The sequence below is a fragment of the Bacillus sp. 9.4 genome (genome assembly GCF_055486415.1).
In genome coordinates this window covers 317447-341185 of sequence record NZ_JBVFMU010000005.1, presented here as the reverse complement: position 1 = coordinate 341185, position 23739 = coordinate 317447, and the positions used below count along the sequence as shown (strand labels likewise).

Here is a 23739-nt window from a genome sequence, read left to right as displayed (position 1 = left end):
CTTTTATTTTACCATAGACAGCGATACTCTGCCTTTTTGTACATCTACGCCGTCAACCCAAACTGTCACGATATCGCCCACAGATACGACATCAAGAGGATGCTTGACGAATTGATTGCTCAGTTTTGAGATATGCACAAGCCCGTCTTGTTTGACTCCGATATCAATAAACGCTCCGAAGTCCACTACATTGCGCACGGTGCCCTGCAGTTCCATTCCCTCTTTCAAATCTTCCAGCTGAAGGACGTCTGTTTTCAGCAAAGGCTTAGGCACCTCATCGCGCGGATCGCGTTCCGGCCTTGTCAGCTGTTCACAAATGTCTTTCAGAGTGATTTCGCCGATTCCCAGCTCTTTTGCCGTTTCAGAAAGCGCCAGCTGATTGATTTTGTCCTTCAATTCCGCCGTGCCGATATGTTCTGTTGAAAGTCCGAGTTTTTTCAAAAGCGCTTTTGTTTCTTTATATCTTTCCGGGTGAATGCCTGTTCTATCCAAAGGCTCTGTCCCTTCCTGCACTCTTAAGAAACCGATACATTGTTCATAGGTTTTCGCACCGAGCCTTGGGATGTCCTTCAGTTCTTTTCGATTTGAAAACTTTCCGATTTCCTCGCGTTTTTTGACAACGTTGCCTGCTACAGACTTCGATAATCCAGCTACATATTGAAGCAGTGCGGCGGAGGCTGTGTTGACGTTTACTCCAACCTGGTTTACGACAGTTTCGACGACAAACCGCAGAGATTCATTTAAGCGTTTTTGGCTGACGTCATGCTGATACTGTCCGACACCAACAGACTTCGGATCGATCTTAACGAGCTCCGCGAGCGGGTCTTGAAGTCTCCGCGCAATAGATACGGCACTGCGCTCTTCAACCTTAAGGTCAGGGAATTCTTCTCTGGCAAGCTCTGAAGCCGAATAGACGCTTGCTCCCGCTTCATTGACGATCACATAATAAATTTTGCGCGGCATGTCTTTGAGTACATTGACGATGAATTGCTCTGTTTCTCTGGATGCTGTGCCGTTTCCGATCGCCACCATCTCGACTTGATACTGCTCAAGAATCTTTTTCACTTTTTCATGGGCTTCTTTTGTTTTGTTGACTGGCGCATGCGGATAGATCACATCAATTTTCAAGACTTTTCCGGTCTCATCTAACACAGCGAGCTTACAGCCAGTTCGAAAGGCTGGGTCAACACCGAGAACAGTTTTGCCTTTCATCGGCGGCTGCAAAAGAAGCTTTCTCAAATTCTCTGAGAAAATATGAATCGCCTGTTCATCAGCTTTTTCTGAGAGCTCTTTCCTGATTTCACGCTCGATTGCCGGCTGGATCAGCCTTTTATAGCTGTCTTCAATTGTCTCCTGCAAAATCTCTCTTACGGATGTTGAGCGATTTTTGATGATTTGTTTTTCTAAATACGCCTTAATGTGATCCGCAGGCGGTTCAATCGCTACCTTTAAAATGTCTTCTTTTTCGCCGCGGTTCATTGCCAGCACCCTATGCGGAACAACTTTTGCAATTGGCTCTTCATACTCGTAATACATTTCATACACATTTTTCTCATCGGTGTCTGCCGACTTTCCGGCTGCAGACTTAATGGTTCCTCTTTTGAAGGTTTCCTGGCGAATCCACTTTCTGAAGGTCGGCTCGTCTGAGATTTGTTCTGCAATAATGTGCTTGGCACCTTCAATCGCTTCTTCTCGTGTGAACACTTCTTTTTCTTCGCTGATGTATTGGTCTGCAGTTGCTGCCAGACGATCATCTTGGGGAAGTGTCAGGATATAGTCGGCAAGCGGCTCCAGGCCTTTGCTTTTGGCGACTGTCGCCTTTGTTTTACGTTTTTGTTTATAAGGGCGGTAAAGGTCTTCCACTTCCTGAAGCTTCACCGATTGCTCGATTTTACGTTTTAGATCATCTGTCAGTTTATCCTGCTCTGCAATCAGCCTGATGACTTCTTCTTTTCGCTGATTCAGGTTTTGTATGTATTGCCAGCGTTCAGAAATCGTCTGAATCTGAACCTCATCCATTGAACCCGTCTGCTCTTTTCGATACCGGGCAATAAACGGGACTGTATTGCCGTCCTCAAGCAGGCGGATGACACTTTCAACGTGTTTTTGTGATAAACCTATTTCTTTCGCAATTTGCTGTTTTAAAAGGGCTGACGTTTCCATGTAACCAAAGCCTCCAATTTTGTCGTTCTTTCTCTAGTGTATCAAAAACCGAAAAAAACACATAAAAAAAAGAAGCCGGTATTCCAGCTTCTTCTTGTTCTTATTCTCTAGGACAGCTGTCCGAGAATATAGGTCAGGTCATCTTTTCTCGATGTCGTATACATTTTCAGCGAATTCGATATTTCTTCTACCGATTGGCCTTTTTTCAAGTGGGAGCGGATATCAGGTACGTTGAGTCCATCTGTATGTATAATGAACTTTGAACCCTTTTCATAGGTGGCGGTGTGCGTTTTGTATTTTTGCGGCTTGCCTGATAAATAGCCCGAAATCGGCAGAGGATAAAAGCTTTCACCAGACGGGGAATGCAGAATAAACCGTACATTTCCGACAGAGCAGTACGTAAACTGCCTTTGCTCAAAATTGATTTTCAGGATAGATGCTGTAGCGCCTCTTTTGTTTTTCATCGCCTGATTACAGCGTTCGATAATGCTTTCTACGTCTTCATTCGCATAGTTTTCCACTAAGTCTTTGATGGCTGCAGAAGATTCGTTAGCAAGTGATCCACTTCCCAGTCCGTCAGCAACCGCGCAAATTAACTCCTTATCATCAGCTTTCATAAAAAAGCTGTCACCGCAAATCGATTTCCCTTCTTTATTCAGTTGATATACTAGAGTTTGAATATGCTCGTTTTCTTCAACCTGGATCATTACATTAACTCCATCGAGGGATCTTCAATCAAGGCCTCTCTGAGCTTCTTCACAGCTTTGCGTTGCAAGCGCGAGACGTGCATTTGAGATATACCGAGAATGTCCCCAGTTTCTTTTTGGCTTTTGTTTTGAATATACGTAAGGTCTATGATTTGTTTTTCACGATCTGAAAGGACATGAAGCACGCTTTGCAGCATCAATTGCTGGTTGACCCGCTCATATCCGTCCTCCTGTGATCCGACGATATCAAGAATCGTGACGGTGCTTCCGTCCGAATCCGCTTCAATGCTGTGGTCAACGGATAAAGCTTGATAGCTTTTGCCCATTTCCATCGTTTCAAGAACCTCTTCTTCAGAAACATCGAGGAATTCGGCAATCTCTTCGACTTTCGGCGATCTTTGTGTTTCAGTGGTCAGCTGATCAACCGCCATTTTGATTCTTGGACCCAGTTCTTTAATTCGTCTCGGCACATGAACGCTCCATGTTTTATCTCTGAGGAAACGTTTAATTTCACCGATGATTGTCGGAATTGCAAAAGCTTCAAACGATTTGCCGACAACAGGATCGTATCGCTTAATCGCGCCTAGCAACCCGATCATGCCGACCTGGCGGAGATCCTCGTGGAAGCTTTTGCCTTTTGAATATTTTTTCGCAAGCATATCAACCAGATTTGTATACACCCGCACAAGCGTTTCCTGCGCCTGTTCATCTTGCTTTGTTTGGTAATCGCTTATGAGCCGATCGACTTCATCTTTAGTTAGTTTCGTAGTTTTTGATGGTTGTGTCATGATCAACTCGCTCCCCATTTAAATACTTTGTCATCGCTACGGTGACGCCGGAGTGGTTTTGCACTCTGACTTCATCCATGAGCGTTTCCATTAAATATAGACCGAGCCCTCCTTCTGATAATTGATCAACTGTGTGCGAAGGTGTGTACGGCCCTAGATCCTGCTGCTTTTGATCAAAGTCAAAGCTGTCTCCTTCATCCGCCACAATAACCTCTAAACGGTCTTCAAACACACCGAATCGTATTGACACTTCCCCATTTTTATCTTCTTTGTAAGCGTGCTGGACCGCATTTGTGCACGCCTCGCTGACTGCGATTTTCAAGTCTTCAATTTCATCGTACGTATAGCCCATTCTGCTTGCGACCCCTGACAGCGTCAGTCTTATAATTCCCACATATTCAGGTTGGGCCGGCACTTTCATTTCGATGTAATCAGCGTTATTCTTCATTGCACTCCACCTTCTGACTTTGCAGAAATATCAATGATGTCCTTCAAGCCTGTAATGTCAAACAGTCGGATCAGCCGTTCAGAAAGATTTTCAAGTTTCAGCGAACCGCCTTGTTTTTTCACCATTTTAAAGGTCCCTACAAAAACGCCCAATCCGGTACTGTCCATGTAGCTGACATCTTTCAGGCAAATTCTTAAGTCAGCTCCTTGTTCTGCCAGAGGAACGAGCTTCTCTCTAAGCACCGGGGCTGAGTATACATCAATTTCTCCTGCAATGTTTACTTGTATATCATTCTCGTTTTGCTTCACATCAACATTTATATTCATTCGTATCACCTCAAATTTTCCTTCAAATCACTAGTTGCTTTATACCCTGGTCTGACAGACGTTAAACCTTTCTCCGCAAAACAATTAACGTAAAATCATCGTGAAGCTGAAAATCCTGCAATTTGAGGAGGCTGTCATAAATGTTTTTGACCATTTCCTGCGCGGAGGAACACATATGTTCCTCAATGAGCTTCTGCAGATCAGGACGCTCCAAGAAACCGTTTTCCGTTCTGCATTCTGTGACGCCGTCAGAAAATAAAACAATCATATCGCCCTTTTCCAGATGCTGATCGAATTGTTTGTAGTCATAGTCCTGCGAGATGCCGAGAACGAGTCCTTTGGCCTCTAAATCGTAAAACGTGTTGTCTTTTTGAGAATAATAGAATCCCGGTTCATGTCCCGCTGAAGCATATGTAAATTGATGCTTGTCCATATTGTAATTCGCATAAAACATCGTAATAAACATACTGGCATCAACGTTTTGTTCAACAACACGATTCAAATTTTTCAGCACTTGAGAAGGGTGTATGCCCGTTTCCGGCAAAGAGTCCATCGCGTATTTAATCATGGACATGCATAAAGCCGCTGGAATGCCTTTTCCGATCACGTCCGCGATTGCGATATTGATGGATTCCTTGTCTTTGACAAAGTGGTAGTAATCACCGCTCATCTGTTTAGCGGGAACACTGATGGCGCCGATATCCAGCGCTTCTTCCTGAGGAACTTTAGTTCCGAGCAGCGTCTGCTGGACATTTGCCGCGATTTCAATTTCTGATTTGATTTCCTGCTGTATCCCTCTAAGGGTTTGATGCTCCTGATAAGCCATTCCATAACCAATCATGACTTCTATTAAAAAATCCAGCGAATGAAACACATCTTCCGGGAGACTTGGATACAGCTCCTTCAGCACTTTTCTGTGAATGCTGATGATTTCTTCCGGAGGAATTTGGTGCTCGATTGTTTTTCGGCTGAATTTTTGGGCTTGATATAAAGATGTTTCTGTTAATTCGGCTATATATCGACTAAGCAGCTGATGATACCGCTGCTCAATAACCTCCCTAAAATCCACGTTCTTACCTCCTACCGAAGCCATTTGATGGCTTGTATCTCTGTTCCTTCCCCCGCTACGGAATTTAAGCTGAATTCATCCATCAGCCTTTTGACCCCGGGAAGTCCCGCACCAAGTCCTCCAGACGTTGAAAACCCGTCTTCCATGACTTTTCGGATATCAGGAATTCCCGGCCCTTGGTCTTCCGCTATAATTTTCAGGCCTTTTTTTCCTCTGTCTGCGACCTGTTCAATTCCAATCTGCCCTTTGCCGGCATATAAATAAATATTCCTGGCTAATTCTGAAATAGCCGTTGTAATTCTAGCCTGGTCTACCGTGCCGAAACCCAGTTCTTTCGCAACGTTTCGTCCCAACTGTCTGGCGGCCACAATATCCCATTCTGTCATGATTCTTACACAGGATTGGTCGTTCATTCGCTATTCCCCCAATTCCCGCTTCAATGTCTCAAGCCCCTGCTCTAAGTCGAGCGCAGTTTCGATTTCCTCAAGTGCGATTCCAAGTTCAATCAGCGTCACTGCCACAGCAGGCTGAATGCCGGTCAAGACGACTTTAGCCCCCATTAACTTAGACATTGTAATGACGTCGCCCAGCACTTTCGCGATAAATGAATCAATCATATCCACAGATGTCAGGTCAATGACGACTCCGTTAGCACCTGTTTCGTATATTTTATTTAATAAGTCTTCTTGAAAGGTTAATGCTGTTTGGTCATCAAGTTCCCACTGAATGGACACTAATAAGCAATTATACAGTTTCAAGATCGGGATTTTCGGATGTCTCAAAATGTTATTCCCCCAATGAAACGATTTTTCGATCCGTCATTTCCAATGCTGTTTGAATTCCTTTTTGCAGGGTATTCTTAGTTATAACTTGGGATAAATCAATCCCCAAATTGACGATGGTTTGAGCAATTTCCGGGCGGATTCCGGCCAGCAGGCATTTTGCTCCGACAAGCCTTACTGCTTCTGATGCCTGAATAATATGATGGGCAACCATCGTATCGACGACAGGGACACCTGTAATGTCAATCAGCACGACTTGGGAACGGTGTTTGACAACGCCATTAAGAAGATTTTCCATAATTCGTTTCGCGCGTTCAGTATCAATTGTTCCGACAAGAGGCATCACAGTGATATTTTCAAACACCGGGATAAGCGGCGCAGACAGCTCTTGCAGCGCGATTTTTTGCAGGGATACTGTTTTTTCCCATGAGATTGAGTATTGATTAAAAATTTCTGTGTTAATCGGGCTGAAAAAGCGATCAATCTGCCAGATTAATTCCGTGCTCTCTTGATCTGGCAATCTCTTATCATTCATTTTCGTGTAGAGACGCTTCCAGAATTCAGCAAGTGCAGTAGCCAAAAACTTCATAGACAGTCCGATTTGGACCGCTCGAAGCGCCAGTTCGCTGATTTGGCTTTCAGCAGCGTTTTCGTCCTTAACAGACAGCAGCAGAATGTCGATATATTCTTTAGATATATTTTCATACACTTGGTCAGTCAGCTGATAGGATTCTTGCTCGCTTAATTCTTTTAGTGTGTCAGTCCACAGTTGGAGCAGTTCATTTTGATTTTCGGCAATGAACTGGTATACAGTCTGATTCGACATCAAATTCGCTTACCTCCCAATAAAAAACAACATATTTTTTCGTTATTTCACTATTATATCGTTTATGTTTTTTGAAAACAAAAAAAGTTGCTCTATTTGAGCAACCTGCAAATATGTCTAAAAATCAATGAGTGCCAAACTGATTTGTAAGGCTTCATCAACCTTATCCATCATTTCATCATCCAGATGAGTAATCTTATCCGTTAACCTTTGCTTGTCAATCGTCCGAATTTGCTCCAGCAAAATAACGGAATCTCTTTCAAAACCGTAGCGTTTTGCATCGATTTCGACGTGGGTTGGTAATTTCGCTTTCTGTATTTGTGCTGTTATGGCTGCAACAATAGCAGTTGGGCTGAAGCGATTTCCGATGTCATTTTGGATCACTAAAACCGGGCGCACCCCGCCTTGCTCTGAGCCAACAACAGGAGATAAATCAGCAAAATAAACATCGCCGCGTTTCACAATCAAATGATTATCCTCCGCTGACTAAGCGCTCAACTGTCGTTTCAGCCTCGCACTCCGCAAAGTGAGCCTCAGAAGAAATATTCAGGTTGATTTTCGCCATTTCCATATAGCCGCGTCTCATCAAATCACGGTTGTGACGAGTTGTTCGTTCGCTGACATACGCTCTCACTGCTTGTGATATCAGTTCGTTTCTGCTTCGTTTCTCCCGCATCGCTACACCATCCAATTCAGCTACTAGGTTTTCGGGCAAGCTGATTTTCATTTCGGTTCTTGCGCTGGATTCAGACAAAAAACATACACCTCCACCAAACTTACGGATACGACTCTTTTATCCATCCAGTGATAATGATACCATTATTCACTCTTCAAGCAAAGCTGTTTTATGAATTCTCCATTTAGGTAAGTTAATTGCTTGTATTTACCTGCAATAAAGGATTTCTTACTTCCATTATACTCCCATTTTCCAAAAACATACGGGGAACACGGGAACTTATTGTACAGGCCACCTCATAGTTAATGGTTTCGAGCCTTCCTGCAATCTCATCCATGGAAATATATTCATCCCCCTGCCGGCCTATTAATGTGACTTTTGTGCCCGGCGGATATTCCTGATCCAGCTCCACCATAAATTGGTCCATGCAAATTCGGCCGGCAATTTTCAGGCGTTTTCCCTTCACAAGGATGTCGGTCCCTTTCAATTGTCGGAGCCAGCCGTCCGCATAGCCTACAGGCACCGTCCCGATCCATGTATCTCTTTCTGCTGTGTACTCGGCTCCGTAGCTGACGCTCTCGCCTTTTCTGATCAGTTTGACATGTGACAGCGTCGAATGCAGGGTAAATGCCGGACGCAGCTGAAACGGTATCTCGTCCGAAATGTCAGCAGACGGGCGAAGGCCATACATGCCGATGCCGAATCTGACTGCATTAAAAAAGCCTTTTTTCAGCCGGAGTCCGGCGGCGCTGTTCGCGCAGTGGACCATCAGATTCTTTAACGGCAGCGGAGCAATCAGCTCTTTAAAGCGCTCAAACTGCATTAAGAAATAGCCTCTTTCTTTTTCATCCGCTGTCGCAAAATGGGTAAATACCCCTTTGCACTTTAAACGAGGGTTGCGGTCAAGAATGGCCATCACGTTCTGAACTTCTTCCTCTGTTTTTACACCAAGCCTGTTCATCCCCGTATCGACCTTTAGATGAAAATGAAGAGAACCTTTTTTCGTGTGGCGGGCTGCCTCCTGAAGCCATTCAACAGAATAACCCGTTAAGGTCACGTCATACTCAGCAGCGATTGCCACATACTCTGGGGGAACCGCGCCAAGCACCAAAATAGGCGCCTTCAAGCCCTTTTTGCGCAGTGAAATCGCTTCATCCAAAATGGCCACGGCCAAGCATGAAGCACCTGCGTCAAGAGCAGCCTTTGCTGTTTCTGCATCACCATGCCCGTAGGCGTTTGCTTTCACAACTGCCATCAGGTGGACATGTTCACCGATATGTTTTTTCATATTGCTGACATTTTCCTTTATCGCGGACAAGTCAATTTCCGCCCACGTATCTCTGTAAAAAGGTTTTGTGCTCATTACGACACTTCCTAGCTTTTATTCAATATCATTTACATATCATACTAAAATTAAAGGCTAAAGGGAAACGATGTCTAACGAAAAAAAGGCCAAATCATGTTTGGCCTTTGGCGGTTATTTCGATGATTGTCCCTGCATGCTTTTCGCTACTGTCACCATTTCCTCTTTAGAAAGATCTTTAGAAGAGAGAAGGTAATCTACACCGTCATATGTCCATGATAATGATGCATCCGACAGGGCGCCGATGGTGTAGCCGAGATTTACCGGTTCGCCGTTCAGCGTAACGGAGGAGGAAGCCTTGGCAATCTGGGCTTTTTCCTGAATTAACGTAAATGATTTTTCTCCTCCGTACGTCATGATGATGCGCTTCCCGTCCTCAGTAGATATATCTTTTTCTTCAAGCAGCTTGACGCCAAGCGGCAGTTCCAGCGGCGTTTTGACCGCAAATGTATCGGAAGGCTTCGCGCTTGTGGCGACATCCATTTGAGAAAGGGTCATATTTTTCTTTTCATCAAATGATTCTTTATCAAATTGTTTATTAAATTCAAAGCTGCTGAATTCTACTTTGACCATCACTTTCCGGTCGGTATCCATCACTTTAACAGATGACGGGCTCATATCTTTTTTGTTAAATGTGATTTCTTGCGTCGGCAGCATTTTGTTATGCTGATAGTTTGTTTTTGTTTCGAATACGTATTTCTTTTCTTTCGCTGTGAAAACTGCATCCGAATCGTTTTGAACATCCTTTACGAGCGATTCAAACAGATAAACCTGGCTGCTGTTGTTTGGCCAATCGCTTTGAAATCTGAAGCTCTTATTTAAAGACGGCGTGAGAACGAATACTCCGTTTTCATTTCGTAAAATGACTTGATTTTGGTCCTTTTTCGGATTTTCTAAATAAACCCTGTACAGAGACGGCTTTTTGTGCCAGATTTCCACATTGTATACTTGAGGCTCACTCCCTGTCTCGATGGTCATTTTCGCTTTTGCTTTGTACGAGGTGTATTCTTTCGCCTTTTCATCTAACCCGGCCACAATATCTTGCTGTGTTTTTTGCCCGCAGGCAGAAAGAATAAGAACAGCAAGCAGTCCCGTTAAAAGCAAAACAAAGCTTTTTCTCACCTTTTTCAACCCCTTTTTCTCAATTGATGTAAAAGGAAGAAATCGCTTGTTTGACTTTAACGGTACGCTCGGTACACGTTTAGGCAGAACAGATGCGTACCATAAAAGCCTCAAACAACTTGTCTCCCTTAATGCACTATCAAATATATGAGTGGGGTTTCCCTAATATGCAGACTAGCTTGACAACCTTTCAATCACAACCTGCGCGGCAGCGTATTCTTTTGTATGAGTGATCGATACGTGAACGGCAGCCTGGCTCAGTTTCGTGCAAATGATATAGGGCTTGCCATTTTGGTCTTTCCTAATTTCAATGTCCTGAAAGCTGAGCTGCCTCCCAATGCCGGTGCCAAATGCTTTCGAGAACGCTTCTTTTGCCGCGAATCTGCCCGCGAGAAATTCGATTTTTCTTTTCTCTGAAAGCTCATAGTATTGGTCAAGCTCGCTTCGCGTCAAAATCCGCTCGGCAAACCTTTTCTGGCGTCCAGCCATAGAGGCGATGCGTTTAAGCTCGGTAATGTCCAGCCCAATGCCGTAAATCATGTATGATAACCTCCTTTGCGTACGTACTATTTAAATGGTTTGTCTCATAAACGTGTTACTATAGATATACCAAAATGAAGAAAAGGGGCTCGGAATGTTTATACGGACTGAAAATTTTCAAACGTTTATCAGGCTTTACCCCGTTGTCACCTTTATATTGGCTTTGCAAGCTGTTCTCTGGCTGTTTTTTTCACTTCCTGCCCATTCAGTCGTGTTATGGAGGGATACCGTCACAGGCTATAATCTAGGTGTCGCAAACGGTGAATGGTGGCGGCTGATCACACCGATTTTGCTGCACGCCGGTTTCACACATCTGCTGTTTAATTCCATGTCCATCTTTTTATTTGCCCCGGCTTTGGAACGCATGCTGGGAAAAGCGCGTTTCCTTCTTGTATACGCCGGCTCCGGCATCATCGGCAATATCGGCACTTATATTACAGAGCCGCTTGATTACGTGCATGTCGGTGCTTCAGGCGCAATTTTCGGGCTATTCGGCGTGTACCTGTTTATGGTTCTTTTTCGCAATGAGCTAATAGGGCAGGAGCATTCCAAAATGATCATCACACTGCTCGCATTTGCCGTTCTCATGTCGTTTATCAACTCCAATATTAACATGATGGCCCATCTGTTTGGACTATGCGGCGGGTTTCTTCTTTCGTTTTTATGCGTGCAAAAAAAAGAGCGGCGGTATTAACCGTCCGCTTCAGATTGTTGACAAAATCCTAAAATGGTTTTCATTTTAGGATTTTGTCATCTTTTCAGCGTGATTGAAAACCCTTGAAGTCTAGGAATGACGAGCATAGGAGCGGAGCGAATGTTCTAATTCGTGAGCACCGAAGCGCAGTCCTGACAACGAATGCGAGGGTTTGTCGACACGCTGGAGCGGCGGTATTAACCGTCCGCTTTTTCATATGAGTACCAGTTTAAAATGAAGGCTGCATCCTCTTCACCTACATCCCTCACCGTTAATTCTTCCATATGGCTCGATGATTTCACCGAAGTAGAAATGGTATACAAGCGGCCTTTCTTTTGGAAATAGGATTGGCTGAACTTGCAGACCTGCATTCGTTTTTTCAGTACAATGGCGGTTGTTCTGCCTATAAATCTAGACGTCAGCTGAAGACGGTCCCCGTTGATCGTCCATGCAGCCTCTTTATACGCGAGATAGCCGAAGAGCAACTCTATCGGCAGCAGGATGACTGACAGATAGCCCCATGGCTGAAAGAAGATACATAACGGAATGATCAAAAAGAGTGAAAAAATGACAGAACGGAACAAATAGCGTTTCAACGCGCGCCGCGGCAGGCGTCGGCAGTTTTCTTCCAGCGTATATTCCGGCGTAAATGTTCGGAGCATGTACGGAAGCTTTTTTTTATGAATCATTGGAAAGAGAATAGTCAAAGCGCCTTCTTCTTTTTCCCGGTCGCCGCCTCCTGCGCTGACGATGGACACCGTTACAAAGCCGAAAAGCTGGCGAATGATATTTTCTTTGATTTTAATGGCTTGTATTTTTCGCAATGGAATCGTGACTTGATGTTTTTCAATAATTCCCCTTGAAATCACCAGTTCCTGCTCTTTTTTTATGATTTGAAAGTTCGCGTATCTAAACATCATGCCCGCGATGCTGAAAATCCAGGCGATAAATAAACCGATAAAAATCAGTACCGCGTAAATACCGATGCTGGCGTGCTGAAGGAAGGAAAATTTATCAAATAACCAATCCATTGGCAGCACTTCATCAAGCTGGGAAATAAGTGCAAATACAGCGGAGATAATGACTCCGATTCCGCCGGAGGTAGAAGCGGCCATGAGCAATTCTTTCGCGTTCATGCGATAGTGCTCTTGCACCTCAACGGCCGGAACCAACTCCTTTTCAGCTTCAAGCCGTTCTTCATCAAGTTCATTTTCTCGTCTTTGCGCTTTTTTCTTAAAGACAGCTTCTTTGATGCGTTCCGCTTCTTCAACAGAAATAGCAGAAAGAACGGCTTCTGCCTCCTTGCCTCCGCCTGCTGTTTCAATTTGCAGCTTCACAAGCTTAAAGATTTGCTGGACAAGGCCTGCGCTCGTATTCATCGTTTGAATCCGATCAATCGATATGTATCGCTTTTTCGTAACAAATAAGCCTTCTTCGATTCTAAATTCATCATCTTCAATTCGATAGGTAAACCTTCTCCATTTGATAATGCTTGCCGCTACAAGCCAGATGAATAGCACACCGAGCGCAATGGCTCCGTAAAAACGGACAGTATGGTTTGAATTGACAATATACACAAAAAAGAATGGCAGAATGATATTTTTTATCGTTTGAATAATGGTATGGCATAAATTCAAAATGACTGCTGCCGGGTGCAGGCGTTTCGGTTCAGACATCATCGTCAGTCACCCTCGCCAGACGGGAAATGGAGTCTCTCAGCCGATCCGCTTCCTCCATCTCTAAAGCGGGGATCGAATGAACGGTCGCGGCCGTGGAAATTTTCACGGTTGCCAGGTTGTATTTTTTTAATAATGGCCCTTGTGACGTATCGACGTGCTGAACTCTGACCATCGGAACAATCACACGTGTCACCACAAAAATACCTGACTGAATATCTATTTCATGTTCATGGACTTCATATCGCCACACCTTATGACGGACCTTCGGAATGATAAAGACCGTCACAATCGATCCCAGCAGCCAAACTGCGCCGAGCACGCCGCCTATCCAGTACGGCCAATGAAAATAATAGCTTAACACTGCAACTGCAATGACAATAAGCAAGCAAACAGCGGATATGATGATCTCTTGAAGTCGCCAAACCTTTAATCCGTCTGGACTGATTTGGTTTTTTGGCTGCTCTCTCAAAAATACCTACCTCCCTTTTTTTCGTCGTTACTTATACGTCTCTTTTACAGAAAGGTTTCATTCTTAAGCATACAGAGAAAAATGGCTTCCGTCAGCTGAAAGTTTGCTGAATAACAAATCGCGAACATAAAAAAACCCAAAACATCATGTTTTGGGCTCTGAATCGATCAAATTAGTAAGATTTTTTCTGGCGTCTGTCACCTGAAGAACGGCGATCGTTTGAACGCTTTTTATCGTAGGAAGAACGGTTGTTGCTTTTCCCTTTTCCGCCGCGGTAGCCGCCGCCTTGACCGTCTCTGCGTTTAGAAGAGCGCTGGTTCTTGTAGCGTTTGCTGACCATCGGCGCTTCGTCTGTTAAGCGAACCGGTGTGTCGTCTGGCTCTTTTGTAGCCATTTTGATAGCCGCCGCAACCACTGTTACTGCATCATGATCTTCAAGCAGCTCAGCTGCCGCTGTCATGTAGAAGTTCAGGTTGTTTTCACTGATTGTTGTGCGAAGACGTTCAACAGTAACCTGCTGCTGGCCTTCTAACGCTTCATCAAGTGTAGGCTCCTTCATGCGGTCCATTTTGCGTTTTGTTGTTTGTTCAATTGCGCGAAGCATGCTTTTCTCACGCGGTGTAATGAACGTCATTGCCATACCTGTTTTTCCTGCACGGCCCGTTCTTCCGATACGGTGAACGTAGCTTTCAGGATCTTGAGGCACGTCGAAGTTGTATACGTGTGTAACACCTGAGATATCAAGTCCGCGAGCGGCAACATCAGTTGCGACTAGAACTTCGATTGCGCCTTCTTTAAATTTACGAAGCGCAACCATACGTTTCGCCTGCGTTAAGTCACCGTGAATTCCTTCAGCTGCATATCCGCGAAGGTTCAGGGCTTCAGCCAGCTCATCGACACGGCGTTTTGTACGTCCGAATACGATCGCAAGCTCAGGAGACTGAATGTCAAGAAGACGAGTCAGTGTATCGAATTTTTTGCGTTCTTGCACTTCCAAATAGAACTGCTGAATGTTAGAAACCGTCATTTCTTTCGCTTTTACTTTTACGTGTTCCGGCTCAGTCATGAAGCGCTCTGCAATGCGTTTGATCGGCGCAGGCATTGTGGCAGAGAACAGAAGTGTCTGATGCTCGCTTGGCACGTTTGAAAGGATAGATTCAATATCGTCAATGAATCCCATGTTCAGCATTTCATCCGCTTCATCCATTACAACGGTATTTACGTTGTTTAAACGAATTGTGCGGCGGTTGATGTGGTCAAGAAGACGGCCAGGTGTTCCGACAATAATATTCGGATTCTTCTTTAACGCCCGGATTTGCCGTCCAATATCCTGTCCGCCGTAAATAGGAAGAACCTTCGCACGTTTATCTTGTCCGATTTTATACAATTCTTCAGATACTTGAATGGCTAATTCACGGGTTGGCGCGATTACGATTGCTTGAATATTAGGAGACTCGGGGTTAATTTTTTCAACAAGGGGTATACCAAACGCAGCTGTTTTACCTGTACCTGTTTGCGCTTGTCCAATGACGTCTTTATTTGAAAGTCCGAGCGGTATCGTTTGTGCCTGAATCGGTGTTGCTTCTTCAAATCCCATACGATTAATTGCTTTCATGAGATCAGAACTTAAATTAAAATCTTGAAACGTTATAGTCAAATTATTCAAACTCCTTCTAATTGCTGTTTCAGTAATGTCGTGATTTACCACTTATAAAACTGCCCTTTAGACAAGAAGGACAGGATCCATCCGTATACAAAGCCCGAATTACTTTAAGTTTTATCTTACCATTACACTATTTGTTTTTCAATAAGATGAGAAGCAGATCGGCATCTCGAATATGCCGGCTGCTGCTCCATCCGCTCCCAAGAATCCAGCGGAGAACTTCGGGTCACGATGAAAAGTCCGGACGAATATGTTCGTATCGCGAAATAACCTATATATATTGTATCATAGCCGCAGCCGGCCAGATATACATAATTTTCGGCCGGCATACATTAGTGTTTGCATATCATGTTATTTTATGATGCAATATGCGTTTTTTCGCAAAATATTTTCTTATGAAAGCGGGCTCTCTATTAAATCTTTAACGATTTCTTCAAGCTTCATACCTCTGGACGCTTTGAATAAAATCAAATCGCCTTTTGATGCGTTTTTCTTCACAGCTTGGAGGAGATCTTTTTTCTCAGTGTAATGGCTGACGCGGTCTTTCTCAAAGTGTTTCAGGGCGCCTTCCGCGATAAAAGCTCCCAGTTTTCCGTACGTAAAGACGCGGTCAATTTTATCAGGGCTGATCACAGCGCCGCACTCTTTATGGAACGTTTCTTCAAGATCGCCGAGTTCAAGCATATCACCGAGCACGAGCATTTTTTTGCCGTAGCCTTCGAGGCTTTCTGTCAATTGAATTGCAGCTTTCATGGAAGTCGGGCTCGCATTATAAGCGTCATTGATTATCGAAAGGCCGCTGTCTGTTTTGATGAGTTCAAGCCTCATCCCGGTTACCTTAAGGCCGCTCAGTCCTTTTGCCGCATCCTCAGGCGCGATGCCAAAATAAGCCCCTGCAGCAATTGCAGCCATGGCGTTCATCACATTGTGCTTGCCGAGTATCGGAATAAAAAACGTGTTTTCTATCCCTTTGATTGTAAAATGGGTTCCTTCCTCACTCTGGCTGACATCCTGAAGCTGATAATCATTATGCGTTCCCGTACCGTACGTTTTCGTCTGGCAGCTGTATGCATTTTGAAGGAGCGGCTCGTCCCCGATATAAATCAGCACTCCGTCTTCTTTAAGCCCGTTAATGATTTCAAGCTTCGCCTCCGCGATGCCCTCTCTAGAGCCGAGGTCTTGCATATGCGATTCGCCGATATTCGTAATCACTGCCGCATCCGGGTTTGCCAGGCGGCTCAAGAGGTCAATTTCTCCTTTGGCGCTCATTCCCATCTCCAATACGGCGATCTCCGTATTTTCAGGCATCGCTAAAACTGTCAGCGGCAGACCGATGTGATTATTGAAGTTTCCTCCAGTTTTGTGGACACGGTACTTGGTCCCCAGTACGGCGTGAATCATATCTTTTGTTGTCGTTTTGCCATTGCTTCCGGTTACTCCGATGACACGCGTGCCAAGCTCCTGCAAATAGGCTTTTGCAAGCTGCTGAAGTGCGGTAAGGGTATCGTCCACTAAAATGACGGCGTGATTCTCGGGCGGATTTGGTTCTGACCGATCCCAAAGAACAGCCGCTACACCAGCTTCAAAAGCCTGCTCCACAAAAGTGTGGCCGTCAAAACGTTCCCCTTTCAGCGGAATGAAGAGCTGATGTTGTTCCAGTTTTCTTGTATCGGTTGCCACTCCATGAATGACTGTTTGTTCATATTGCGGATTTGTTAGTGTGCCTTTAACCATTTCGGCAATGTTTTTTACTGTTCGCTTAATCAAGTAAGGTCCCTCTCTTTCTTTTGTATATACGGGAAAAAACACTGCCCTTTTACCGGCAGTGTCCTTCTTCATTAGAATGTATGCTTAATCAATTGTTTTTCAGCGTGGCGTTCTTTTGCAAGCTCCACAAGCTGTTCAATCAGGTCAGCATATTCCACTCCGGCTTCTTTCCAGAGCAGCGGGAACATGCTGAAAGGTGTAAAGCCAGGCATTGTGTTGACTTCATTGATCAGAACTTCGCCGTCAGCTGTCAGGAAAAAGTCCGCTCTGACGAGTCCTGAACCGTCGATCGCTTTAAACGCTTTGATCGCCATATCACTGATTGTTGCGTATTCCTCATCAGACACAATCGCCGGAATCATCAGATCAGTATCTCCATCCTCATATTTCGCTTTGTAATCGTAGAAATCTGTCTTCGGTGCGATTTCTCCCACAACAGAGCATTTAGGATCGTCATTTCCAAGAACGCCGATTTCGATCTCGCGGCCGTTAATGCCTTCTTCAACGACGACTTTGCGGTCATATTGGAAAGCAAGCTCAAACGCTTTTTGCAGTTCTTCACGGTTTCGGCATTTGCTGATTCCGACACTTGAGCCGAGGTTCGCCGGTTTTACGAAGCAAGGGTAGCCTAATTCCTGTTCAACCTGCTCACAGCTTTCTTTCGGAGAACGAGTCCAATCTTTCTTAAGGAAAGCTGCGTATTTAGCCTGAGCAAGGCCGGCCTGCGCAAATAAATGTTTCATGACAACTTTATCCATGCCAGCTGAGGAAGCAAGCACTCCGTTGCCGACATAAGGAATGTTCAACAGCTCGAGCATTCCCTGGATCGTACCGTCTTCTCCATTCGGTCCGTGGAGGAGCGGGAATACGACGTCGATGGCTTCATTTTGCTGTGACGCTTCCTGCGGAAACATCTCCTGGTTCAAGGCAGCTGGAGAAAAAGCACTGCCTCCTTGCTCAAATTGAAGCATTTTCACATTTGAAACAGGCTCAGTTAAACGGGCGCCTCTTACCCATTCGCCTTTTTCTGTTATATAAATCGGATGTATATCAAACTTCTCAGTATTTAGCGCTTTGATTACAGCCAGAGCCGTCTGCAGGGAAACATTATGTTCTGCCGACTTTCCTCCGTACACTAATCCTAGACTTGTTTTCAATGGATACTCCCCCCACTACAATTCATCTTTACTATCTTATCATTTTCACCGGAAAATGATCTAATTATTTTTGGGCATGCTGATGTTGAATGCATTTGTATGTAATTCCTTTTTATTTTATATTAAAATGGCATTGAAAAGGAGATGTGACATATGAAAAAAATCACGACAAACGAACAATTTAATGAACTGATTCAATCTGATAAAGAAATCATTGTAAAGTTTTATGCTGATTGGTGCCCAGACTGCACACGCATGAATATGTTCATCGGCGATATTTTGGAAGAGTACAACCAAAACGATTGGTATGAGCTGAATAAGGACGAGCTTCCTGACCTGGCTGAAAAATACCAAGTAATGGGCATTCCCAGCCTGCTTATTTTCAAAAACGGTGAAAAAACAGCTCACCTTCACAGCGCCAATGCCAAAACGCCTGAAGAAGTGACTGAATTTTTATCTGAACATATAAGCTAATTCGTTAAACAGCCTTATTTTATGTCGTCAGGCTCTACATGAACATGAACATGAGTGACATCGTGTTCATGTTTTATTTTGTCTTCTACTTCATCCGCCACTCCATGGCCTTCTTCTACTGTAAGCTTCGGATCAACCGTAATCACCATCTCGATATGAACTGTACTGCCTAAATACCTCGCTTTCACATCCTTTAGGCGATGCACATTTTCGATCCTGCCGACGGTCTGTTTGTAAGGCTCGAGATCTTTTAAATGGAAGCCGTCTGATAAGGAATGTGAAGCGTCTTTAAAGATATCCCACGCCGTTTTGCAAATGATGATGCCGATGATAAAAGCCGTTACCGGATCAATCCACGGCAGCTTCAGCTGGGACGAAAAAACACCGATAAACGCGCCGGCACTTACAAAAGCGTCTGACCTGCTGTCCTTGGCCGCTGCCATCAGGGCAGAGCTTTTAATGGACGCTGCCAGCCTTTTGTTATATAAATAGATGCCATACATAAACACAGCACTGCCTAACGCCGTCCATGCCGCGATAAGATTTGGCGTTTCCGTTGTGCCGCCCGCAATCGCTTTTCCTCCGCCGATTAACACTTCAATGCCGACTGCCATCATAATAAAAGACGCAACAAGAGACGAAATTGTTTCAGCCCGATAATGGCCGTATGGATGATCGCTGTCAGCCGGTCTTTGAGAAATCCGCAATCCTATCAGCACTGCTACTGACGCAACAATATCTGTTCCATTATTTAACCCGTCTGCTCTCAGCGCTTCAGAATGATATAGAATCCCGATAACTAGCTTTACAACAGCAAGGATGACATATGCAAAAATATTGAGGAGCGCCCCTTTTTCTCCCTTTTTCAGATTTTCTGTCCGCTCCATTGAATACCAGCCTCCATTCTATTACATAGTATGGTTCAAAACATGAAAAATAGCAGGACGCGTTCAATGAAGCGGAATATTTCGACAGCAAATTATTGCCCGGGAAACTTTTTGTCGATTTGTTGAATGTTTGTAAATTGGCCAAGAATAGGACTCTTTTCATCTTTACAGGCTATTGCGGACATTGTATACTGAAGTTAATTGATAATGATTATCAATATCGTTTGATTGGAGGTTGGTGACACAATGACACCTCAGTCTGCAGAAATCAGAAAAAAACAGCTCATTCATCTGTTAATACAGAATGGTATATACAAAAAGTCAAAGCGTCATCTGTATGAATTGTCGCTGACGGAGTTAGAAAGTGAATACAAACATGTCAGGAGGGCGCCGGAGCATGCCGAAGCGTAAAGTGAAAACTTACCAACAGCTGATCCAGGAAAACAAAGAGGCGATTATGGGCAATCCAAAGCTGATGAACGTTATTTATGACAGAATTGACCGCAAGCATCAAAAAAATCTGCAAGAGCAAAACAATACATAAAAAGAGCCGGCTAGGCTCTTTTTTTATGACTCAAACGCTTCAGCCGCCAGCTTGTGTATCACGGCGTCATCCATCGGCGGGTTGTGAAGACCGGCGCGCACATCACGGTAATAGCGCTGAAGCGGGTTGGTTCGTTCCAGGCTTTTGGCCCCGACAATTCTCATCGCTTTATCAACAACAGACAGCGCAGCGTTTGTGACGATATGTTTCGCCGCACCGAGCTCGCTGGTCAAGTGTGGACGCCGCTCCGGATCGTCATACAATTGAGCGATATGGAAAAGAAAGTGTCTGGCATTGAGCAGTTCAAGCTCCATTTCGCCTGTTCTTTGCTGTACGGCCGGGACATTCTTGATCGGTCCATTCAAGCTGTTTGGAGAATACTCAGATGCAAATTGCACTGCATAGTCACGAGCAGCTTGAGCCACACCAAGATAAATCGCAGGAATGTGAAGCAGCCAGCCATTGGGCTTAGCTCCACGAGGCCCTTGAAGCAGTTCCACCAGCTTATTCTCATCAAGCATTACTTCGTTCAGTACAAGGTCATGGCTCCCAGTCGCCCGCATCGCCATCATATCCCACGTCTCTTCAATCGACAAGCCGGGATCATCTTTATGAATGAGAAACACGCCTGTTGTTTGTTTGTCTTCAATCCATGCGGTTACTAAAAAATAATCCAGAGCTTGTGACATCGTCGTAAAGGTTTTTCTCCCGTTCACTGCCCATTTGCCATCCTTTTTGACGGCGTGTGTACCCGGACGCCCTCCTCTTGTCGGGCTTCCGGTTTTCGCTTCAGTCGCCGCCCTGTTAATGACGGCTCCGTTTTGAACTTCCTTGGCAACAAATGCAAATACGTCTTCATCCCAGCTGTTGCCTTCTCCAAGCTCCCCGATCACGCTCAAATGCCAGCCGATGCTAAGAGCCGTCGGAGCATCTCCCCGTGCAAGCCGTTCTTGAAACAGGAGCATATCGTAAACAGAAATGCCCCCTCCGCCATGAGATGCCGGCAATGTTAATGCTGTATACCCAGCATCACGCAATTTTTGTATTTTCTCTGCAGGAAAACGTCCCTGTTCGTCATCTTCAGCAGCTGTTTGCTGAAATTCATCCGCAATCCGTCCGATTTTCTCCATCCATTGCCGCTGTTGATCGTTTTGTATAAATAATGACATCCGGCAGCCCCCCAAGTTTTAATTCCGATAAATTTAATATGTATTATAGATTTCCTGCCATTTTTCCGCAACTGTTAATCTTTTGCCCAGTATAGAAAAACACGCCGTTCCCCAAGGGAACAGCGCGATTACACAGGATTTGCATCCCGGTCTTGTTTCATGCCGAGATAAATCAGCATATATGTCAGGTAACCCATCGTCATCACCAGGCCGCCAAAGAAAAAGCTTGAGAAAATCGGCTCTTCAAAAGCGGTCACTGCGGCCAACACAATCCAGCTGGCATACAGATAGATGATAAAATAGCGGATGCCCGTCTTCATTTTATATATCATGTACAGTCCCACGAGAGAAAACAACCCAAGCGCGAGCCTGAAATAAACAAGATGTTCAAACTGAAACATGAATGACACAAATGAGAATCCAAGCAGCAATACGATCGGTAAAGCGGTAATAAAGTTCCTCAATCGAGACACCTCCGTCAGTACCTTTAGTATAAACCAAAATATCAAATGATATTGATTTACGTGAGCTTTTTCACAAAAATGTCATTCCTTGCCTTTAGACCCGAACATCCCGTTTACAGAAGCACCACCAGCCAACAACGATGAAGAATATGGCATGTATGATGAGAATTCCAATTGAAAACAATGGCGTCATGCCTGAAAACAACGCTGTCTCTCCGCTTCTGTATTGCGTAAAGTCAGTGTTCGCAAAAAGCAAAAAGCTGCCCCACTTGTTTTCAAACAACTTCATGAGCTGAACAAGTGTACTCGCTCCGTATAAAACGACAAAAGAAACAACAACTGCTACCGCGCTGTTGCGGAACAGCGAAGAACAAAGCAGCCCGAATAATCCCATCATTACAGCTTCAAGCCAGTTTGACCCGATCAGCGCCAAGGTGTTGACCAGCAATGTCTTTGATTCCGCAGTCACCGATGTGCCAAAAAACACGAGACCGAATAATAATGCCAGAATGTAGTATGCCAGATACAAATAGAAGCTGACCATCACGACTGTGATTAATTTTGACCAAAAGACCTTTTGGCGTTTAACCGGACGAATGAGCAAAAATTTGATCGTCTTTTTATCAAATTCCATCGAAACAATTGTTGCTGCAATTACGATCGTTAAAGCCTGCAGCAAAATGTTCAGGCTCGGTGTATACGATAAATAGCCGATGAAGTTTTCATCTGTTCCGGCACTGATGACAATCCGTTTAATGATCAAAGCCATGAAGAATTGAAAGACAGCCATCAGGATAAGGGAAACCAAAGTGACCTTCCGATTAAAAAGTTTCATATGTTCATTCCAAATTAATTTAGACAAGCTCTTCTCCCTCCTCTTGATGAGCGGTCGTCGCTTTTATAAATTCGTCTTCCAGTGATTGCGTGTAAGGCGTAATGGAAAATACATTCAGATCTTGTCCGACAAGTGATCGGTTCAGCTCCGGTATGTTTTCTTTTGCCACATCAACTACAATCGTCCCGTCTTGGCTCTCAGCTTGATATTGATTGCCTGTCAGCCAATTGAGCGCTTTTTCTTGCGGCTGCACTTCTATAATCGCTTTTTCTGTGGTTTGATCAGTTCCTTGTAAGCTGACTTCCGCTTTGATCTCACCTTTTTGAATGATGATGACACGGTCGCACAAGTCTTCAACCTCCCGCAATAAATGAGTGGCGAACAGGACAGCTGTTCCTTCCATTTCTGCGAGCTCTTTAATATGATCGCGAAAATCCTTCATCCCCGCAGGATCCAGGCCGTTTGTCGGTTCATCTAGAATGAGAAGCTTCGGCCGGTGAAGAATTGCCTGGGCGATTCCCAGACGCTGGCGCATCCCAAGGGAATAGGTTTTCACCTTATCATGAATCGCTGACGTCAGCCCGACACGCTCCACCACTTCATCAAGCCGTTCATCCGCTATTTTTTTGTGCATATTCGCAAAGTGCTTGAGGTTTTCCCAGCCTGTCAGGTACGGATAGAACTCAGGGTTCTCAACAATCGCTCCAACCGCTTCCATCGCTTTTTCAAACTCTGTATCATGCTGGAATCCGCTGATTGTCACGCTTCCGCTGTTTTGTTTCAGCAGCCCGACGATGATACGGATGAGTGTTGTTTTTCCGGAACCATTCGGACCGAGAAGGCCGATGATTTCACCCTCCATGACGTCCATGCTGATCTGTTTTAAAATCTGTTTAGACCCAATCTTTTTATCGAGGCCTTCAATATGTAAAATCGGCTCAGCCATAAAGCCTTCCTCCTTTTTCGACAAAAAATAAACAGTGCCTAACATTAGGCACTGTTTGTATTATAGCATTTGTTGCTTCCAAATGTTTGGTTAAACCGATGATGAGCGTTTGCTCCGACTGTTTGTTCATTTCAGTTTCTGTAATGATGACAGGCATTGTCACCTGTTGTGTTCACCACTG

General features: G+C 44.5%; 28 protein-coding genes. 4 read left to right on the top strand and 24 right to left on the bottom strand.

Translation table 11 applies throughout. The features are described from left to right. Positions 1 to 3: 3 nt before the first annotated feature. The 14 genes from ACZ07B_RS19325 to acpS all read right to left on the bottom strand — a co-directional run bounded on the left by ACZ07B_RS19325 (position 4) and on the right by acpS (position 10810). Entirely contained in the window at positions 4 to 2163 is a 2160-nt protein-coding gene (locus tag ACZ07B_RS19325; protein WP_464877559.1) for a Tex family protein, read from the bottom strand. 107 nt (positions 2164 to 2270) lie between these two features. Further along, the gene (gene rsbX / locus ACZ07B_RS19320; protein WP_003234303.1) at positions 2271 to 2870 is read right to left on the bottom strand and encodes a phosphoserine phosphatase RsbX; all 600 of its coding nucleotides are present in this window, start codon (positions 2868 to 2870) and stop codon (positions 2271 to 2273) included. Next, positions 2870 to 3658 (bottom strand): RNA polymerase sigma factor SigB, encoded by a 789-nt coding sequence (gene sigB / locus ACZ07B_RS19315; protein ID WP_003246715.1) that lies wholly within the window; start codon positions 3656 to 3658, stop codon positions 2870 to 2872. Before sigB ends, rsbX begins: the two co-directional genes overlap by 1 nt. Beyond that, positions 3624 to 4106 (bottom strand): anti-sigma B factor RsbW, encoded by a 483-nt coding sequence (gene rsbW, locus ACZ07B_RS19310; RefSeq protein ID WP_003234299.1) that lies wholly within the window; start codon positions 4104 to 4106, stop codon positions 3624 to 3626. Before rsbW ends, sigB begins: the two co-directional genes overlap by 35 nt. Continuing rightward, positions 4103 to 4432, bottom strand: coding sequence for an anti-sigma factor antagonist RsbV (gene rsbV / locus ACZ07B_RS19305; protein WP_003234298.1), 330 nt, complete (start codon positions 4430 to 4432; stop codon positions 4103 to 4105). The genes rsbW and rsbV overlap by 4 nt, the downstream gene beginning before the upstream one ends. A gap of 61 nt (positions 4433 to 4493) precedes the next feature. Next, positions 4494 to 5501 carry a phosphoserine phosphatase RsbU gene (gene rsbU, locus ACZ07B_RS19300; RefSeq protein WP_003234295.1) on the bottom strand — a complete coding sequence of 336 codons (1008 nt, stop codon included), beginning with the start codon at positions 5499 to 5501 and terminating at the stop codon, positions 4494 to 4496. A gap of 11 nt (positions 5502 to 5512) precedes the next feature. Beyond that, positions 5513 to 5914 (bottom strand): serine/threonine-protein kinase RsbT, encoded by a 402-nt coding sequence (gene rsbT / locus ACZ07B_RS19295; RefSeq protein WP_003246640.1) that lies wholly within the window; start codon positions 5912 to 5914, stop codon positions 5513 to 5515. 3 nt (positions 5915 to 5917) lie between these two features. Continuing rightward, positions 5918 to 6283 carry an RsbT antagonist protein RsbS gene (rsbS, locus tag ACZ07B_RS19290; RefSeq protein ID WP_003225190.1) on the bottom strand — a complete coding sequence of 122 codons (366 nt, stop codon included), beginning with the start codon at positions 6281 to 6283 and terminating at the stop codon, positions 5918 to 5920. Positions 6284 to 6287: 4 nt separating this feature from the next. Beyond that, the gene (gene rsbRA, locus ACZ07B_RS19285; RefSeq protein WP_009966610.1) at positions 6288 to 7112 is read right to left on the bottom strand and encodes an RsbT co-antagonist protein RsbRA; all 825 of its coding nucleotides are present in this window, start codon (positions 7110 to 7112) and stop codon (positions 6288 to 6290) included. A gap of 114 nt (positions 7113 to 7226) precedes the next feature. Next, a complete protein-coding gene (gene ndoA / locus ACZ07B_RS19280) occupies positions 7227 to 7577 on the bottom strand; it encodes a type II toxin-antitoxin system endoribonuclease NdoA (protein ID WP_003156187.1) in 351 nt (116 codons plus the stop codon). A gap of 4 nt (positions 7578 to 7581) precedes the next feature. Further along, a complete protein-coding gene (gene endB, locus ACZ07B_RS19275) occupies positions 7582 to 7863 on the bottom strand; it encodes a type II toxin-antitoxin system antitoxin EndoAI (protein ID WP_003225183.1) in 282 nt (93 codons plus the stop codon). Positions 7864 to 7978: 115 nt separating this feature from the next. After that, complete coding sequence (gene alr, locus ACZ07B_RS19270) at positions 7979 to 9148, bottom strand: alanine racemase (RefSeq protein WP_395530733.1); 1170 nt, start codon at positions 9146 to 9148, stop codon at positions 7979 to 7981. 114 nt (positions 9149 to 9262) lie between these two features. Continuing rightward, positions 9263 to 10279, bottom strand: a complete 1017-nt coding sequence (locus ACZ07B_RS19265) for a LolA family protein (protein ID WP_003234282.1) — start codon at positions 10277 to 10279, stop codon at positions 9263 to 9265. 165 nt (positions 10280 to 10444) lie between these two features. Next, on the bottom strand, positions 10445 to 10810 hold the full coding sequence (gene acpS, locus ACZ07B_RS19260) for a holo-ACP synthase (RefSeq protein WP_015252768.1): 366 nt from the start codon (positions 10808 to 10810) through the stop codon (positions 10445 to 10447). Between the two features lie 94 nt (positions 10811 to 10904). Between acpS and ACZ07B_RS19255 the strand changes: the two genes are divergently transcribed. Further along, positions 10905 to 11504, top strand: coding sequence for a rhomboid family intramembrane serine protease (locus tag ACZ07B_RS19255; RefSeq protein WP_123372836.1), 600 nt, complete (start codon positions 10905 to 10907; stop codon positions 11502 to 11504). 197 nt (positions 11505 to 11701) lie between these two features. Here the strand turns inward: ACZ07B_RS19255 and ACZ07B_RS19250 are convergent, their stop codons facing one another. The 5 genes from ACZ07B_RS19250 to ACZ07B_RS19230 form a co-directional block, all read right to left on the bottom strand. Beyond that, positions 11702 to 13183, bottom strand: coding sequence for a PH domain-containing protein (locus ACZ07B_RS19250; protein ID WP_217003206.1), 1482 nt, complete (start codon positions 13181 to 13183; stop codon positions 11702 to 11704). Next, complete coding sequence (locus ACZ07B_RS19245) at positions 13173 to 13652, bottom strand: PH domain-containing protein (protein ID WP_464877558.1); 480 nt, start codon at positions 13650 to 13652, stop codon at positions 13173 to 13175. Before ACZ07B_RS19245 ends, ACZ07B_RS19250 begins: the two co-directional genes overlap by 11 nt. 172 nt (positions 13653 to 13824) lie before the next feature. Continuing rightward, positions 13825 to 15309 (bottom strand): degradosome RNA helicase CshA, encoded by a 1485-nt coding sequence (locus ACZ07B_RS19240; RefSeq protein WP_003246685.1) that lies wholly within the window; start codon positions 15307 to 15309, stop codon positions 13825 to 13827. Positions 15310 to 15708: 399 nt separating this feature from the next. After that, positions 15709 to 17082, bottom strand: coding sequence for a UDP-N-acetylmuramoyl-tripeptide--D-alanyl-D-alanine ligase (locus ACZ07B_RS19235; RefSeq protein WP_464877557.1), 1374 nt, complete (start codon positions 17080 to 17082; stop codon positions 15709 to 15711). A 71-nt stretch (positions 17083 to 17153) separates the two neighbouring features. Further along, positions 17154 to 18239, bottom strand: a complete 1086-nt coding sequence (locus tag ACZ07B_RS19230) for a D-alanine--D-alanine ligase (protein WP_042977094.1) — start codon at positions 18237 to 18239, stop codon at positions 17154 to 17156. Positions 18240 to 18392: 153 nt separating this feature from the next. On the opposite strand from ACZ07B_RS19230, the gene ACZ07B_RS19225 reads away from it, so the two are divergent. Next, positions 18393 to 18713 (top strand): thioredoxin family protein, encoded by a 321-nt coding sequence (locus ACZ07B_RS19225; RefSeq protein WP_003234326.1) that lies wholly within the window; start codon positions 18393 to 18395, stop codon positions 18711 to 18713. Between the two features lie 14 nt (positions 18714 to 18727). Here the strand turns inward: ACZ07B_RS19225 and ACZ07B_RS19220 are convergent, their stop codons facing one another. Continuing rightward, complete coding sequence (locus tag ACZ07B_RS19220) at positions 18728 to 19600, bottom strand: cation diffusion facilitator family transporter (RefSeq protein ID WP_464877556.1); 873 nt, start codon at positions 19598 to 19600, stop codon at positions 18728 to 18730. A 246-nt stretch (positions 19601 to 19846) separates the two neighbouring features. Between ACZ07B_RS19220 and ACZ07B_RS19215 the strand changes: the two genes are divergently transcribed. Together ACZ07B_RS19215 and fbpB are read left to right on the top strand one after the other, a co-directional pair. Beyond that, complete coding sequence (locus ACZ07B_RS19215) at positions 19847 to 20011, top strand: Fur-regulated basic protein FbpA (protein WP_003225157.1); 165 nt, start codon at positions 19847 to 19849, stop codon at positions 20009 to 20011. Continuing rightward, positions 19965 to 20144, top strand: a complete 180-nt coding sequence (gene fbpB, locus ACZ07B_RS19210; protein ID WP_010886410.1) for a Fur-regulated basic protein FbpB — start codon at positions 19965 to 19967, stop codon at positions 20142 to 20144. The genes ACZ07B_RS19215 and fbpB overlap by 47 nt, the downstream gene beginning before the upstream one ends. A 23-nt stretch (positions 20145 to 20167) precedes the next feature. Here fbpB and ACZ07B_RS19205 read toward each other — a convergent pair whose 3' ends face one another. From ACZ07B_RS19205 to ACZ07B_RS19190, 4 genes are all read right to left on the bottom strand, one after another. Beyond that, a complete protein-coding gene (locus ACZ07B_RS19205; protein WP_015715274.1) occupies positions 20168 to 21313 on the bottom strand; it encodes an acyl-CoA dehydrogenase family protein in 1146 nt (381 codons plus the stop codon). Positions 21314 to 21441: 128 nt separating this feature from the next. After that, positions 21442 to 21777, bottom strand: coding sequence for a hypothetical protein (locus tag ACZ07B_RS19200; protein WP_003225151.1), 336 nt, complete (start codon positions 21775 to 21777; stop codon positions 21442 to 21444). A 94-nt stretch (positions 21778 to 21871) separates the two neighbouring features. After that, complete coding sequence (locus tag ACZ07B_RS19195; protein ID WP_015715273.1) at positions 21872 to 22639, bottom strand: ABC transporter permease; 768 nt, start codon at positions 22637 to 22639, stop codon at positions 21872 to 21874. Then, a complete protein-coding gene (locus ACZ07B_RS19190) occupies positions 22632 to 23558 on the bottom strand; it encodes an ABC transporter ATP-binding protein (RefSeq protein ID WP_021481708.1) in 927 nt (308 codons plus the stop codon). The genes ACZ07B_RS19195 and ACZ07B_RS19190 overlap by 8 nt, the downstream gene beginning before the upstream one ends. Positions 23559 to 23739 lie beyond the last annotated feature (181 nt).